Annotated in this window: 14 protein-coding genes; 6 read left to right on the forward strand and 8 right to left on the reverse strand. The window is 37.6% G+C overall.

Translation table 11 applies throughout. The features are described from left to right. Window positions 1-70 precede the first annotated feature (70 nt). The 5 genes from AADJ06_RS18955 to AADJ06_RS18975 all read right to left on the reverse strand — a co-directional run bounded on the left by AADJ06_RS18955 (window position 71) and on the right by AADJ06_RS18975 (window position 7,740). Complete coding sequence (locus AADJ06_RS18955; RefSeq protein ID WP_341228066.1) at window positions 71-880, reverse strand: hypothetical protein; 810 nt, start codon at window positions 878-880, stop codon at window positions 71-73. 193 nt (window positions 881-1,073) lie between these two features. Beyond that, window positions 1,074-4,553: an efflux RND transporter permease subunit gene (locus tag AADJ06_RS18960; protein WP_341228067.1), complete on the reverse strand. Its 3,480-nt coding sequence runs from the start codon at window positions 4,551-4,553 to the stop codon at window positions 1,074-1,076. A 51-nt stretch (window positions 4,554-4,604) separates the two neighbouring features. Continuing rightward, window positions 4,605-5,741, reverse strand: a complete 1,137-nt coding sequence (locus tag AADJ06_RS18965) for an efflux RND transporter periplasmic adaptor subunit (protein ID WP_341228068.1) — start codon at window positions 5,739-5,741, stop codon at window positions 4,605-4,607. 20 nt (window positions 5,742-5,761) lie between these two features. Further along, window positions 5,762-7,093 carry a TolC family protein gene (locus AADJ06_RS18970; protein ID WP_341228069.1) on the reverse strand — a complete coding sequence of 444 codons (1,332 nt, stop codon included), beginning with the start codon at window positions 7,091-7,093 and terminating at the stop codon, window positions 5,762-5,764. Window positions 7,094-7,098: 5 nt separating this feature from the next. Further along, a complete protein-coding gene (locus AADJ06_RS18975) occupies window positions 7,099-7,740 on the reverse strand; it encodes a TetR/AcrR family transcriptional regulator (RefSeq protein WP_341228070.1) in 642 nt (213 codons plus the stop codon). Between the two features lie 324 nt (window positions 7,741-8,064). Here AADJ06_RS18975 and AADJ06_RS18980 point away from each other — a divergent pair, with 324 nt between their 5' ends. From AADJ06_RS18980 to AADJ06_RS18990, 3 genes are read left to right on the forward strand one after another with little or no spacing between them, the layout of a single operon-like run. After that, the gene (locus tag AADJ06_RS18980) at window positions 8,065-9,105 is read left to right on the forward strand and encodes a quinone-dependent dihydroorotate dehydrogenase (protein WP_341228071.1); all 1,041 of its coding nucleotides are present in this window, start codon (window positions 8,065-8,067) and stop codon (window positions 9,103-9,105) included. Next, complete coding sequence (ubiE, locus tag AADJ06_RS18985; RefSeq protein WP_341228072.1) at window positions 9,105-9,830, forward strand: bifunctional demethylmenaquinone methyltransferase/2-methoxy-6-polyprenyl-1,4-benzoquinol methylase UbiE; 726 nt, start codon at window positions 9,105-9,107, stop codon at window positions 9,828-9,830. The genes AADJ06_RS18980 and ubiE overlap by 1 nt, the downstream gene beginning before the upstream one ends. A 16-nt stretch (window positions 9,831-9,846) precedes the next feature. Then, window positions 9,847-10,614 carry an outer membrane beta-barrel protein gene (locus tag AADJ06_RS18990; RefSeq protein ID WP_341228073.1) on the forward strand — a complete coding sequence of 256 codons (768 nt, stop codon included), beginning with the start codon at window positions 9,847-9,849 and terminating at the stop codon, window positions 10,612-10,614. On the opposite strand, the gene AADJ06_RS18995 is transcribed toward AADJ06_RS18990, so the two are convergent. Beyond that, window positions 10,596-11,339, reverse strand: coding sequence for a copper homeostasis protein CutC (locus AADJ06_RS18995; RefSeq protein WP_341228074.1), 744 nt, complete (start codon window positions 11,337-11,339; stop codon window positions 10,596-10,598). The genes AADJ06_RS18990 and AADJ06_RS18995 overlap by 19 nt on opposite strands. A gap of 151 nt (window positions 11,340-11,490) precedes the next feature. Here AADJ06_RS18995 and AADJ06_RS19000 point away from each other — a divergent pair, with 151 nt between their 5' ends. Together AADJ06_RS19000 and AADJ06_RS19005 are read left to right on the forward strand one after the other, a co-directional pair. After that, window positions 11,491-11,712, forward strand: a complete 222-nt coding sequence (locus AADJ06_RS19000; protein WP_096193716.1) for a DUF2795 domain-containing protein — start codon at window positions 11,491-11,493, stop codon at window positions 11,710-11,712. A 182-nt stretch (window positions 11,713-11,894) separates the two neighbouring features. Next, window positions 11,895-13,085, forward strand: a complete 1,191-nt coding sequence (locus AADJ06_RS19005; protein ID WP_341228075.1) for a DUF4440 domain-containing protein — start codon at window positions 11,895-11,897, stop codon at window positions 13,083-13,085. 1 nt (window position 13,086) lies between these two features. Here AADJ06_RS19005 and AADJ06_RS19010 read toward each other — a convergent pair whose 3' ends face one another. Beyond that, window positions 13,087-13,944, reverse strand: coding sequence for a ThuA domain-containing protein (locus AADJ06_RS19010; RefSeq protein WP_341228076.1), 858 nt, complete (start codon window positions 13,942-13,944; stop codon window positions 13,087-13,089). Between the two features lie 150 nt (window positions 13,945-14,094). On the opposite strand from AADJ06_RS19010, the gene AADJ06_RS19015 reads away from it, so the two are divergent. Further along, window positions 14,095-14,919: a penicillin-binding transpeptidase domain-containing protein gene (locus AADJ06_RS19015; RefSeq protein ID WP_341228077.1), complete on the forward strand. Its 825-nt coding sequence runs from the start codon at window positions 14,095-14,097 to the stop codon at window positions 14,917-14,919. A 6-nt stretch (window positions 14,920-14,925) separates the two neighbouring features. Here the strand turns inward: AADJ06_RS19015 and AADJ06_RS19020 are convergent. Then, the coding region (locus AADJ06_RS19020; protein WP_341228078.1) for a DUF11 domain-containing protein at window positions 14,926-16,106 on the reverse strand (1,181 nt) is incomplete at its 5' end.

Here is a 16,106-nt window from a genome sequence, read left to right on the forward strand (position 1 = left end):
AAATTAGGCACAAAAAAACCTCACGAAATATTCCGTGAGGTCTTAAGATTGGAGGTGAAAATCTAAATGTTTACTCACATAAAGAATATGTGGTATAATCATCTTTAAACCACGCAGTTTCTTCCTGAAGCCAGTTACCTGTTGCATCTCCATTTGGCACAGTATCAATAATTAGTTTATCAAAATCAATATTCGCCACACAAATAGCTGTAAGGCCTTGAGCGAATAAGCGGACAACCTCAAGTTTAGTGTTCTCTCTTAAATCTACTTGCCTAACTTTTCCACCATATAAGTTAAAGCATGCACTGGCATAAAGCTTTCTTAATTTTTTGTTCTTTTGGATTTCAAGTTTAGAAATATCCGAGTTCGTTAAATTTAAAACTTCTAGTTCTGGTTGGTTCTTTAGAAAATCAATATTCTTTACATACGTATAAGGAAAAGATAGAATTCGTAAGCCTCTATTCTCCCCTACATCTATTGAACGAACCTGTTTGGCTGTACCTCCGCCGCCGGCATAAATTCCACCACAGTACAGAACCTCCAAATTTAAATTTCCACTTAGATCGAGTTTTTCTATTGATTGGCCAGAACAGTCTAAGTATTTGAGATTCTCAAAAGCTTCAATACCAGCTAAAGACGAAATTTCACCGGGCCAAGTACCCACTCCGCCATAAGACACATTTAAAGTGTCTACCTTTAAAGCATCCTCTTTTTTCACAAAACCGTTAACCTCTCCTTCACTGTCAATTTTTTGCTCCACAAGCTTAGTTTCAAAAAAGGCGTCTGGTATTGTCACCAATATTTCTTCTTCAGGTTTTTTTACTTCCTTTTGACATGCCATACAGGCAATTAATAATAGTGGAAATAGTATTTTTTTCATCTTAAGTTTCTTTAATGAATACACTTCACCGAATTAAATAAGAAATATTCTAGCCTTTCTCATTATATAAAATTATATAATGACCTAGTATCTAGCCCGCAAAAACTCAAGTTTATTTTTAATCATTACGAAAAGAAAAATCCAGTCAACAAATGTCAACTGGATTTTAACTAAACAATATTGAGAGCTCTTCCTAAGCAAAAGCTAAGTCTTCCTCATCTTTTCTATATTCATTTTCAATAGCCTCCTCTCCTCTGATTTTTTTCTGTAACCTGTCAGACAAATAATACAGACATGGTACAATTATCAAAGTAAGAATGGTAGAGAAAATAAGTCCGAAAATAATGGTCCATGCCAAAATATTCCAGAAGACAGCACTGTCACCACCGATATTTACAGCCCATTCCAAATCGACGAAAAGTGCTCCAAAGTCAAAGGCTAACCCTATAGCTAAAGGAATCATACCTAATACCGTAGACGATGCCGTTAAAAGTACTGGCGTCAAACGCGTGGAACCTCCTTCAATAATAGCCTCTTTTACTGTATAACCTCTTTTTCTTAATTCATCAATAAACTCTATCAAGAGAATACCGTTTTTCACCACAATACCGGCAAGGGCAATAATTCCCACACCTGACATGATAACAGAGAATGTTTTACCAAATGCCATGAAGCCTAGTAACACCCCTATCAAACTCAAAATAATAGTGAAGAAGATAATGATTGGCTTTATAATGGAATTAAACTGAGCAGCCAGAATCAAATAAATCATGGCCATTGCTATTCCGAATGCCGAACTCAAAAAAGCCATTGCTTCTGCCTGTTCTTTTTGCTCACCACCTTGGCTAATAGTATAACCCGACGGCAACTCTAAATCTTGTAGCTCCGCAAAAATCTTTTGATTAATAACCGTAGCCTCATCTTTATATAAAGGAGTTACATCAGAACTCAAAGTGATGGTTCTTTCGGCATCTGTTCTATTGATTTGACTAAAGGTAGTAGAGTACGAAATGTCTGCCACAGTTGCTAAAGGAACACTTCTTAAGACACCACCCATGTTCATGTCTCTGAATGTCAGATTCATGCTTAACAGCTTTTCTATTTGGTCTCTATCGTCCTTCTTTAAACGCAGCTGAATAGGATATTCATCATCATTATCTCTAAACTTAGATACCTCTAAACCAAATAAGGCTGTTCTTAAAGCCATGGCTACTTGAGCAGTACTAATACCCTCTCTAGAAGCTTTTTCTCTATCAATTTCTACAACAATCTCAGGCTTGTTAGTTACTAAATCTGTCTTTAGTTCGTCAATCCCTTGAATCCCTGAATCTGCAATTTTCTTAAGTGCTTGTTTTTCAATTTCACCCAATACCGCAAAATCTTCCCCTGTAATTTCGATGGTAATGGCTTTACCAGTTGGTGGACCATTGCTCTCTCTTTCTACCGATATTTCAGTTCCAGGGATATCCTGCAGTGCATCCCTAACCTCTGAAAGTAAAAACTGAGAAGAAATATTTCCCCTATGCTCTTTACCAACAAAGGCGATGGTCACCTTAGATTTATGCGGTGTGTCTGACCTGTCAGGATTCATAGGGTCTCCTGCATTTTTACCCACGTTTGATATAACCGAGTTAACGGCTGGCATGGCATTGTTTTCGTTCAAAACAGCAAACACCTTGCTTTCAATTTGCTTAGTAATGTCATCCGTTTTTCTAGCATCTGTACCTATAGGCATTACATTATAAATATAAATGTAATCTGGCTCGCCTGAAGGGAAGAAAATTACCGAAGGCTTCACAATGCCCATTATGATGAATGTTCCAATTAAAAGTACCACCGATGCCAAAACGGCCCATACTGGTCTCCATCCTTTAATTATCCATCTAATTAACTTTCCATATCCTGTTTTTAGACTTGGTAAAAAGTTTTCTTGAAAAGGAATAATCAACTTGGGTGTTAGAATATAATGATTAAACACATACAAGATGGCAATCAAAATCAAAACGTTTCCAGCTCCGAAGAAGCCTGCAACACCTGAACCAGCATATATCAGATAAAACAAAACCGCTATACCTACTAGAATACCTAAAGGTTTTAATAAGGTTTTGAAACCTTGGTCTTTGCCTTTGTCTTCATCTTCTCTTTTCATGAAAGTGATTACAAAAACGGGATTCATCACATAAGAAACCACCAATGAGGCAAAGAGTGTAAATATCAAAGTGAAAGGGAGATACTTCATAAACTCCCCTACCATTCCTGGCCAGAATATTAATGGAAAGAATGGAGCAATGGTAGTTAATGTACCTGCCATTACCGGAATAAACACCTCCGATGCCGCAATTTTCACAGCTTCTTTTATACTTAGATTCTTATGTTTATTAAAAATCCTGTGGGCGTTCTCCACCACCACAATGGCGTCGTCTACCACCAAACCTAATCCTAATAAGAAAGCAAATAGCACAATGGTGTTAAGGGTAAAGCCCATCAACATCAAAGGATAAAGTGCCAAAAGTGCCGAAAGTGGAACTGAGAGCCCTACAAAAATGGCATCTCTCACTCCCATAAAGAACATCAATACTAATACCACGAAGATAAAACCCATTACCACCGTATTAATAAGGTCGTTAAGGTCTGCCTCGGTTCTTTCAGACTGGTCAGCGGTAATAGTAATATTCAAACCTGCTGGAGCTGTTTCTTTAAAATCCGCCAGTATTTCTTCAATAGCCTGCGAGGCACTTATTAAATTCTCTCCACCTCTTTTAATTACATTGAGGGTAATTACGGGCTCATTATCTAGTCTTGCGAAGTCCTGTCTTTCTTCGTTAGAATCTACTACCTCTGCTATTTCTGAAAGTTTTGCCGTGGCTCCTGAACCAGACCTAATCACCACATTTCTTAATTGCTCTATGGTTTTAAATTCCCCTTTGACACGAAGTGTTCTTCTTACATTCCCTACATTTAATTCTCCTCCAGAAATATTGACGTTCTCATTTTGAACTGCCATCTGGATATCACTAAAGGCTAATCCATAAGATTGTAATTTTTGAAGGTCTAAATTAATCTGAATTTCTCTTTCTAAAGCTCCTACTATGTCTACACGAGAAATTTGAGATAAAGACTCTATCTCATCCTGAATTTGCTCTCCATAGGTTTTAATTTTTTCTAAAGGAAACTGCCCAGAAAGGTTAATATTCATGATAGGAAACTCCGAAAAGTTAACCTCAATAGCCGTTGGGTCTTGATCCAAATCTGTTGGCAAGTCTCTTCTTGCTTTGTCTATAGCACTTTTGACACGCTCTTTCGCTATTTCTACAGACACATTGGTATTAAACTCTACCAATATCACAGAAACATCTTGAAGTGCATTTGACTTAATTTTCTTTATACCAGTCTCCGCCTTAATTTGTTTTTCCAAAGGCTTATTGATAAGGTTCTCGATATCCTCGGGAGCCGTACCAGCATAAACTGTATTGACGTATATCTGAGGTATTACAATCTCCGGAAACTGCTCTTTTGGCAAGTTGTCATAGATAGCATATCCTGCTATGGTTAGCAGAAATGTAACTAAATAAACAGTGGTCTTATTATTAGCTAAACCTCCTATAAGGTTATAAATAATCCCTTTGCCTTTCGGTTGTTTTTCTGACTCTATATTTTCTTTTGAATCTGTCATTTTTGTAATTTTTTAATGGCTTTAAAACAAGAATACCTTGCGGGTTTCTTATTAATAAGAAACCAATTCACCGTCTACAATCTCCTGATATCCATCTGTAATTAAGATGTCGCCAGCGGTCAAACCGGTTAAAACCTCTATTTGTCCATTATAACTTAAGCCTGTAGTAACAGCTTTACCCCTTGCAACTTGGTTCTCTCCTTCGGTCTCGGCTACATACACTATGTCGCCTAGCTCTGTTCTCTGAATTAAGTTTTGAGGAATTACCAAAGCCGAACTTCTCGCTTGGTCTTGAATTTCCACCATAGCATTTAGGTTTGGCTTAAGTTGCTTATCAAAGGGTACCTTTGCTTCGGCAGTAAATGTTCTGCTTATTTGGTTTACTGTTTGACTCACAAAACTTAACCTTGCCGTGATTTCCTTTCCTAAGTCAGGAAATTTAACCTTCACTAAGTCACCTTTCTGAATAGTTCCGGCATAGGTATCAGGAATATTTACCACTACTTTAAGGTCACTAAGATTTACAATTCTGACAATACCCAAACCTGGAGATGCCATTTCGCCAGCTTTCATTCTTACCTCGTCTACATATCCTGCAATAGGAGCTACCACTGTGTTTTGAGCATCTTGGGCGTTCATGGTTAATAGCCTTTTCTCTAGGTTTTCTACCTGAGCTTTGGCTTGAATATACTGAATCTCTGTACCAATTTTTTGATTCCAAAGTGCTTCCTGACGTCCAAAAATAGTTTTAGCAGTTTCTAGCTGAATTTTAACTTCGTTGATGCTATTTCTTAAAATGCTGTTGTCAATAGTCGCAATGGTTTGACCTTTTTTAACATAATCACCTTCTTTTACAAAAACACGTGTCAATGCACCGCCCATTTGTGGACTCACAAAAACGTTATTGACAGCGTCTAATCTTCCATTTGCTTCTACATAATGAGAGAAATCTTGAGCCGACAAAGGCATAGCTTTCACCTGAGAAACCTTTTTTTCAGCCTCTGGCTGCAAAATTCCTATCTCCGCCTTTAAAGCGTCAATCTTACTACCGATTTCAGAAGCCTGCGTTTGCAATTCAGCTAACTGAGCTTTTTTACCTTCTATACTAGTAGCTTCTTTTTGACCACATGAAAAACCAATAAAACTGAGTGTGGCAATAGTGATGAGTAAATACGCGTACTTTTTCATTTATACTTTTTAAAAAATGATTATTCAATTATTAACTTTCCGTGTGCTTTATCTAGGTCAACTTTCGCTACTAGCACATCATAAAGTGCAGCGAAATAATTTGTTTGGGCTTGGCGGTTATCATTTTCAGCATTAACTACTTCTAGGTTACTCCCTACACCCTGTTGGTATTTTATTTTTGTCACTCGTAGAATTTCTTCTGCCAAAGTCATATTTCTTCTTTGCACCTCTAAGGTTTCTATTCCATTTTTAAGGCTCACCGTAGCTTGGTCGTTTTCCAGCTTAAATGAGTTGCGAAGCATTTCTGTCGTATTATCTAATTGAATAATATTAAGACGCTGACGCTCCACCTGGATTTTTCTTAATCCACTGTCATAAATAGGAATATTCACTATTAAAGAAAGGGCAGAAGAACCAAACCATTTTTCAAAAGGATTAAAAGTAGTATTACTATGGCCTGCCCCTAAAGTTCCTGAAAAGGCAACATTTGGAAGTGCTCCTTTCTGATACCTTTCTACATTTAGATCTAAAAGGTTACGGTTAGTCTTTAATGTTTGATACTCTATCCTGTCTTCTGGATTTACCTCGGTATATGCTACCGAGCTTAGAGCTTTTAACTCTTGGTCTTCCAGTTTGTCTTTCAAACTAATAGGCTGATTAACATCAAAACCCATTTGAAATTTCAACAATTGATATGTAAGACTGATCAGGTTATTAACTTTCGAAAGTTCTGCTTCGAGGTTATTCTTTTGAACAGAAAGTCTGTCTAAGTCAAGTTTCTCAACAAAACCTTGTTTAAGCATTTCACCTGTATTATACCTTAGGGTATCAATTTGGCTTATATTTAGTTTTAAAAGTTCTGCTCTTTCTTGTGCTACTAAAGCTGAGTAGTATGCTTTAGTTACATTTTCTGCTACCGTAACCTTTGATTGAACAACTTGCTGATCGGCTAACTGCCTGTAGGTTTCTGCAGCCCTAAGACCAACCAACCATGTGGCATCAAAAATCAATTGATTTATACTTAAACCAGCCTGCCCACTCCAGGGTACACCAAACTTAAATTTAACCACTTCCCCTTCTGCCGCAGTGGGGTCAAAATTTTGGGCGTCTATAAGCTGTGTAGGTACAATGGCGTTATAGGTATACTGAAATTGCCCGTTTATTTGTGGTAAACCCGTTGTTTTAATCTCTTTGATCTCCAACTCAGAGTCTTGTCTTTTCACCAATGAGTTTTTTACATCTGCATGATGAACAATAGCATAATCTACAGCTTCTTCCAAAGAGAAGGCCTGTTGCCCTTGGGCTTGGAAAAGTGTACTAATACCTAAAATTCCAAATAATAGTTTTTTCATTTATTTTACTTTAATGCTTCATAGACCTTTAAGCCCTTTTCTGTCACTATACCTCTTACAAAATGATCAATAAACGCTAACTGCACTTCTAAAAGGTTAAATTTCGTGGATGGAAAGAAATCAGTATTGAATGCTAAGTTTACCGATTCTGACCTTAAAGTTGCCAGTGTTTCTACATCTATATCTGCTCTATAATATCCTCCTTCAATGCCCTCCTTAAGATTATTAACCATCACTTCTCTAAAACCTTTTTTATGTTCTTCGTAAAACTTATAGGCAGATGGATAATATTTTTTCAAATCATGAATTAAGGTAGCACTTGAGTTTGCCAAATGCTCACGCATCATCTGTCGAGCAAAAATTATAGCTTCAATTGGGTTCGATGCTCCTTCAAGATAATCTCTTTCCTTACACACTTCACGGTTCATGGCAGTTTGCGTGACGGAATTCACAAACATGCGTTTGTCCTTAAAGTGTTGATAAATCGTTTTCTTTGACACCCCTAAAGATTGAGCAATATCATCCATGGTCACAGATCTTACACCATGTTTAAAAAACAACTCTTCTCCTTTTTGCAGTATTCTTTCTTTCACTTCCACGAATGCAAAACTCAGGAAACTTTCAAAAGGTTCAAAGTTTCCTTGCATTATTTTAATATTAATATTTCTAAGCGGCACCACCTATAGATGAATGGCAAAAAATACCTACCAAGTGGGTATAGATATAGGAAGACCAATAAGCCTATCAAACAGTGAATTACAAGAAACTTCATTCAAATACCCAATGAGGTAAATCCAAACCAAAGGAGTGACACATAATAAAGAAGAAATTGTACATTTCTAATCACAGCGGTCTGCTATTCATTTCAAAGCCTCAAGAAGAAAGCCTGCAATACATTTGAAATAAACTTCCTAAGGCCTAGCTTTGTACCTGCATTAAAGTATTATCAGCTCCTTCTTTAAATCACTAGAATGAACCTCTATAAAAGTTTAATCTTTCCCATACTCAAGAAGTTTGACCCAGAAAAAATTCATTACACGGTCACTGATTTATTAAAAATAGCATGCAAGCTACCTTTAAGTAAAACGATTCTAAAATCGCTTTACGAGGTTCCCGATAAGTCTTTAGAGCGTACGATTTTTGGACTTACTTTTAAAAACCCCGTTGGATTAGCGGCCGGATTTGACAAAAATGCTTTTTGGGTGGACGAGCTCTCATGTTTAGGATTTGGCTTTATAGAGATAGGTACTGTTACACCTAAAGCACAGCCAGGAAACCCTAAACCCAGACTTTTTAGGCTTGTAGAGGATGAAGCCATTATTAACAGAATGGGCTTTAATAATGAAGGCTCTTTTAATGCTGCACAATTATTAAAAGCAAGAAGGTCTAATCTTATCATTGGAGGGAACATTGGTAAAAACAAAGTCACGCCAAATGAAAATGCTTTATCAGATTATATTTTAGCATTTGAAGATTTATACCCATATGTAGATTATTTTGTGGTGAATGTTAGTTCTCCAAACACGCCCGGTTTGAGGGAGTTACAAGACAAAGAACCACTTAGTAGAATTCTGAATTCGCTCATGGAGCTAAATAATACTAAAGAAATAAAAAGGCCTATTTTACTTAAAATAGCTCCTGATTTAACAGAAAGTCAGCTAGATGACATTGTAGAAATCACACTTAGCACAGGTATTGATGGGCTTATAGCAACCAATACGACCATTGACCGAAGTGACCTTAAAAGTTCTGAAATCTTAGTTAATGAAATAGGTGCAGGAGGATTGAGTGGAAAACCTGTCAAAGATAAATCGACAGCGGTAATTTCGTATTTGAATAAAAAATCAAACGGTGCTTTTCCAATAATAGGCGTGGGTGGTATATACACTGCAGAAGATGCTATTGAAAAACTAAATGCTGGAGCGTCACTAATTCAGGTGTATTCAGGATTTATTTATGAAGGACCAACGTTAATAAAAGATATTTGCAAAGGCATACTAAAAAATAAGTAATGGCAGTAGTACCATATAAAGACAAAACGGAAGGTAAAAAAGAGCAGGTTTCGGAGATGTTTGACAATATCTCTAAAAATTATGACCTGTTAAATCGTGTTTTAAGTGGCGGAATTGACATTTATTGGCGAAAAAAAGCCATGTCTCTTTTAAAGAAAGCTCAACCCAAACTTATTCTTGATATAGCTACAGGAACGGGCGATTTGGCCATAGAGGCCAATAAACAACTAAATCCGGATAAGATAATTGGTGTGGATATTTCTGAAGGAATGCTCAAGTATGGCCGCGAAAAAATGGCAAGACTTGGCTTATCAGATAAGATTGAACTTAAAATGGGCGATTCGGAGAAACTACTCTTTGATGACAATACATTTGACGCAGTTATCGTTTCATTTGGCGTAAGGAATTTTGAGGATCTAGAAAAAGGATTGACTGATATGTGCCGGGTTACCAAAGAAGGAGGTACTTGTGTGGTTATTGAGCTTTCTACTCCTAAAAGCTTTCCAATGAAGCAGCTTTATGGATTTTACTCCACAAAGATTTTACCATTGATAGGAAAGCTTATTTCTAAGGACAACGCGGCATACACTTACCTTCCTGAGTCGGTTAAAGCCTTTCCTGATGGAGACAATTTTCTTGCAATTTTTGAAAAAGCTGGTTTTAAGCATGCTTTTTGCAAAGCTCTTACTTTCGGCATTTGTTCGGTCTATGTAGGAACCAAGTAGGCAATCAATTAAATAAATGTATCATTTGACTAAGATTACCAATAACATAAAAACCTTAGAGGGAGCTACTCGCTTTTTTCTCAAAGGCTTATTATTGCTAATGCTTAGTTTAACATTTTCTAGCATTGCTCATGCTCAAACTTCTAAAATAAAGCATCAAGCCGATTACGATGCTAAGCCTATAAGGTTTGGTTACTTCTTGGGTGTTGCCTTTAGTAATTACCGTGTCAAACATAACCAACTGTTTTTATCCGCGGCCAACACTTCTATAAACTCCATTACCTCTCCAATGGACTATGGTATAAAGATGGGTGGCTTAATGAACCTGAACACCATCAATACAAAAATTGACGTAAGAGTTATGCCCACTGTGGCTATCTATGCCAAAAAGCTTTCAGTAAACGAGGACCCTGAGGTTATTCCGTCTAGAGAGCAAGCTTGGTTTGAACTTCCTGTTTTAGTTAGGTACAAATCACTACGAAGAGGTAATATGCGAATGAACGTATTTGGAGGAATGCGACTAGGTTTTGAAACAAATGCTGTGAACCTGGCTAGGAAATCAAAAATTGGTAAAACGGCCGGTATCAAAAGCTCTGATTTAAGCATAGAATATGGTGCTGGAATGGAGTTGTTCCGTCAATTTTTCAAACTCTCTCCAGAAGTTCACTTCTCACATGGAATCAAAAACTTGGTAGACAAAGGTGCAGGCACTGCCATCACTCCCATTTCGGTTATAGATAGGCTGAACAGTCATGCGGTAACCTTTTACCTTTTCTTTGAATAAATTATTTCAAACAAAGTCTTGGCCTTCTCCAGAGACGTTTCATACCTTCCTAAATCATCAGGAAGCGTACCAGACTGCATAGACACTTCAGAAATGCCCATTGGGCTTTTTACCCAATCCTTAGCAGTAAAATGTATTGCTTCTAAACCTGCATTGACAAAGGTTTCAACATTTTCGGCATTTACTCCTGCTCCTGCCATAATTTGAATTTTACCCGCACCTTTTTCCTTCAAAACCCCTAATAAAGGTAAACCCTCCAAAGCCGAATTTTTAAGCCCTGATGTCAATATTCTTTCAAAACCTAGTTCAATAATTTCTTCCAAACTTTTAAGAGCATCCTTTGTTTGGTCAAAAGCCCTGTGAAATGTCACAGGGAAGGGTTTTGCCCAAGAAATAACTTTTTCACAAAGGGCTATATCTACAGAGCTATCAGGCTTTAAAGCACCAAAAACAAAACCTGCAGGATTTAGTTTTTTTATTGCGTTTATTTCGTTATATATAGTAAGCACTTCGGAATCGCTATAGCAGAAATCACCGCCACGTGGTCTAATCATAACAAAAGTTTTAGGAGAGGTTTTCTCTAAAACCAATTGGATTAAACCTTGAGATGGCGTGGTGCCTCCTTCTAAAAATCCGCCGCAAAGCTCAATTCTGGTAGCAGATAATTTATGAGCCACCATGGCAGATTCTAGGGAGAAACAGCAAATTTCGGTTTCGATTGTCATTTTATACACGTTGTAAGTTTCTGATTTTCAATGCAGTCTCAAAAATATTAAGAGGAGATACACTTTTTTCACAAAAATACGTTTTTGAATAAAAGTTTTTGATACTTTTGCAGCCAAATTCAGGAAATACACATTTAAACATAGTGAAGACATGTACTGGACTTTAGAATTAGTTTCTTATTTAGAAGACGCCCCTTGGCCAGCTTCAAAAGATGAGTTGATTGACTTTTCAATCCGCTCTGGAGCACCTAATGAGGTGATGGAAAACCTCTCTGAATTAGAAGACGATGGTCAGCCTTTTGAAAATATTGAAGAAATATGGCCTGACTACCCAACGAAAGATGACTTCTTCTTTAATGAAGATGAATATTAGATAAACTTTAGTTTTCTTTTTAAAAAAAGCCATTGCTCGCCGAGCAGTGGCTTTTCCTGTTTACAACCGGCCCATCAAAAGACAAACCTCTCCTTTTGGTCAACTCCTTAAAGCCAAATAATCTACAACTGGTTTCTTGCGAAGTTTTTTTGCTTAATTTTGATAAAACCCTAACAAGAAATATGAAAAAAATCATTGTACTAGTTATTTCCTTTGCCCTTAGTTTTCAGCTCCAAGCACAAGAGGTGGGCATTATTATGGGCACCGCCCGTGACCTGGTAAAAGAGGATGTGGAAGATGGCCTTATCAGGCTAAAAAATATGGGTGTGAAGTACCTAGAAGGTGCCGGAAACAGAAATATGCCCAATGAAGAATACAAAAAACTTTTAGACAAACATGGTTTTCAGGTTATAGCAGGAGGTACTTCTTTTGAGTCACTTCAAGACCCTGAAAAAGTAAAGGAAGTTATAAGCAATCTTAAATTTTTTGGAGCTAAATACGCTGTTTGCTATTGGATTCCTCATAATGGCGATGACTTCACTTTTGAAGACATGAAAAAAGGTGTTGCTGTTTTCAACAAAGCTGGAAAGCAATTTGCCGAAGCAGGCTTATCTTTTTTATATCATGCTCATGGTTATGAGTTTAGACCTTATGATGGAGAAGGTACTATGTATGACTACATGATGGCCAATACAGACCCGCGATATGTGAACGTAGAAATGGATGTTTTTTGGATGCGTAATCCTGGTCAAGACCCAGCTGCTCTTATGAGAAAGTATCCGAACAGAATACCAGTTACACACCTAAAAGACAGAATGATAGGCTCGGTAGATAATTTAAACGGGCGTCAAGACAAACAAAGAAATGTGGTGCTAGGCTCTGGTGATGTTAACATAGCAGAAGTGCTGAAAGCCGCTAAAGAAATAGGTGTCAAATATCATTTTATAGAAGATGAGTCTGCCAGAGCTGATGTGCAGTTACCTATGCACCTTGCTTTTTTAAGAACACAAGATCTCGCAGTGAAAGCTATTGACCAGTCTGTAATAAAACTTCATAAAGCCATGATGAATGCAGATTCTGCGAATTTAGCCTACCTTACTTGTGAAGAACTTACTTATGGCCACTCAAGTGGTAAAATAGAAGGCAGAAAATCTTTTATTAATAGTTTGACAAGTGGAGAGTCGGACTTTGTCACTATAGATTTTGGAACCCCAGATATTACAGTAAAAGGTGATGTGGCTTGGGTGAGAAGCGTAATGAAAGCCGACGTTAAAGATGGCGGCAAGGCCAATAGCATAAGCCTGAAAATACTTTATGTTTGGACAAAAGAACAAGGCTACTGGAAACTGCTAGCTAGGCAAGCAGTTAAATAGACTACTCTTTCTTTGACACGAAGTCAATTCCGTATTTCAAGACTTTAATATAATCAGCATTTTCAAATGTAGCCGCTGTATGACCAGGGGCTACATAAAATGCTTTACCTTTCTCAATTTCCATTGACCAAACGTTCGGGTGAAACGCACCCATACCCCAATTTTTATCTTTAATCCAAAGCAAATTTCCATTTGGAATTATTTTATCCCCATCCATGGCGTAAAGCACATTTGCTCCCATTTCCCTTGGGTCCTTATTGAAAATATACCACTCCTCTTTTAAGTCAAGACTCGCTGGTAAAAAAGCTTTAGTCAAACTATCTGCCGTATCTTCCAAATGAATAGCGGCCTCTTGAAGCTGTGGCTTAAGTGGATGATGCGAAAAAGTAGTTCCTAAAACATGGTCATAATACCACTGCCAATGATGAGAGAAATCTCCTGCAGCATGAATACCTAACAAGCCACCACCATTTTCTAGATAATTAGAAAAATCAGTACGCTGCTCTTCCGTCAAAACTTGACCAGAAACGTTATTCCAAATCACAGCATCAAACTTAGCTAACTGCTCTTTATTGAAAACACCAGCCTCGTCTGTTTGATAAATAAACCAATCATTCTCGGTGGCCATTTGATTGAAAACCCTCTTTCCAGCATCAATAGCGTCACCATGGACAAAGCCATTAGCTTTTGAAAAAAGAAGAATTGATTTCTTGCCTTCGGCAAATTCAATATACGGCACGTCTGTTTCAAAAAATGGCATCCCCTTGGTTACTCTGAAAACAAAATATCCTACAAACAGAGCCCCCAAGAGCAACAAACTACCAACAACAATTCCAATTCTTTTGAGCCACTTATTCATTCCACTAGGGTTAAATTATTAATTTTCAAATTAGAACTTTTTAAGGAAACAATAGTACTATACAGCATATTTTAAGTCGATTCTCAGGGCTATTGAGTTTTAAAGAAAAATCATTTAATAACTTAATACTTTCCTAATAATACCTTTAAAATGAAAAACATCGCTTTCCTACTAGTTTTAGCTAGCCTTATAACCGCTTGCAGTACATCTACCAAAGAATCAAAGGAAGTAATTAGTGCAGACTTTCAGTCAATCATAGATTCCTCTTTAATCAATGGCTCTGTCTTAATTTACGACGCTAACAAAAGCACTTATTACTCTAACGATTTTGAATGGGCAAAGACGGGGTTTATACCTGCGTCTACCTTCAAAATAGCCAATTCTATAAATGCTTTAGAAAACGAGATTGTAGAAAATGATAGCTCTATGTTTTACTGGGATGGTGAACCTAAGTTTTTGAAATCATGGGAGCAAGACATGAATTTCTATCAGGCATACCAACGCTCTTGTGTACCGTGCTATCAAGAAATTGCCAGAAAAACTGGAGCGAATAAACTGCACGCTACGCTAGATAAAATTGGATATCCAGGGATGGTTTTTGATAGTACCAATGTGGATAATTTCTGGCTTGAAGGAGATTCCAAAATTTCACAATTTGAATACATTGATTTTCTGCAGAGGCTGGCCAATAAAGAGTTACCAATTTCTGAGCACAGCTATGAAATCATGAGTAAAATCATGGTTTTAAAAGAAACCGAAGACAATACACTTTACGGGAAAACAGGTTGGGCAGTACAAAACGAAAATAACATTGGCTGGTTTGTAGGCTTCGCCAAAACCAAGGACAATACATATTTTTTAGCCACTAATGTAGCCCCTACCGAAACCTTCAACATGGATAATTTTGGGCGTATAAGAATGGAGGTATGCTTAAAGGCATTAGAAGCTTTAATTTCTAATGCCCCTGAAAAATAATTCATATCACTTTGTCCGAGATTTGGTCTTCTTAAATATTAGCGGCACACAGGCGTTACTGATAATTTCACAATCGCAGTCTTCTTCTATAATAAAAGGACAGCAATTTCCGTCAAAACAAGTTTCTCCATTTATTAGAACCGTATAAACACCAGCCTCTTGAGCATCATAGCTGCTTGAATCAGCACCTACAATGTCTTCGCCGTTTCTTTGCCATTGGTAAGTCGTATAACCCGATGGAACACTTAGGACGTAACTAACTGTTTTCTCCTTACAGATTCTTAAAATAGGATTCAAGCAGGCGGAGTCATAATCATCTTCCGTTATAACACCATTACCTGGTTCCGAATCTGGGTCAAACTGGTCACTTGCAGTTACCTCGGCTATTGCTAAATATTCTTTTGGACTGCTTGTTGGTATTCTTACAATTGCCGTAAAGCTTATTGTACTATCTCTGCCTGACTTTAAAGTATCAATACTCCATGATATCGTATCATTTTGATAAACGCCAAAGCCAGAAACGTTTGATATATTACTATAACCTACAGGCAAATAACTTTCAAATTTAACATTAGTGGCAGCATCTGGTCCATCATTACTAACTTGAACTGTGAAGGTGACTATATCCCCAACATTTGGAGATGAATTATCTACTGAAATATCAATTGACAAATCAGCTTCCTCCGGTGTAATACCAGCACTGTCCTCATCATCTTCACTTTGGTCGCCATCATCATTGTCTGGTGTAGAGTCGCTGTCGTATTGGTCTACTTTGGTGACCTGCGTTGTATTCTTGTACTCGTCGTTTGCTCCTGTTGGGGCGTTGACCATCGCTGTGAATGTCAGTGTGCTGTCTGCTCCTGACATTAGCGTGTCGATTCTCCAAGTGATGCTATCGTTTTGGTAGATGCCTCCTCCTGTGATATTGGCTATGCCGCTATAGCCTATGGGTAGGTAATCTTCTAGTTCAACATTTGTTGCCGCATCTGGTCCTACATTCGTTATTTGGATGGTGAATGTTACTTCATCACCGACGTTTGGTGTGGCGTCGCTTACTGCTTTTGTTAAGCTTAAGTCCGCTTCTTGTTGGTTGATATTCGCACTATCCTCGTCGTCTTCGCTTTGGTCGCCGTCATCATTGTCTGGTGTACTGTCTCCATCGTATTGGTCTACTTTGGTGACCTGCG

Origin of the sequence: uncultured Arcticibacterium sp. (assembly GCF_964021845.1) — a bacterium.
Taxonomy (GTDB): Bacteria; Bacteroidota; Bacteroidia; order Cytophagales; family Spirosomataceae; genus Arcticibacterium.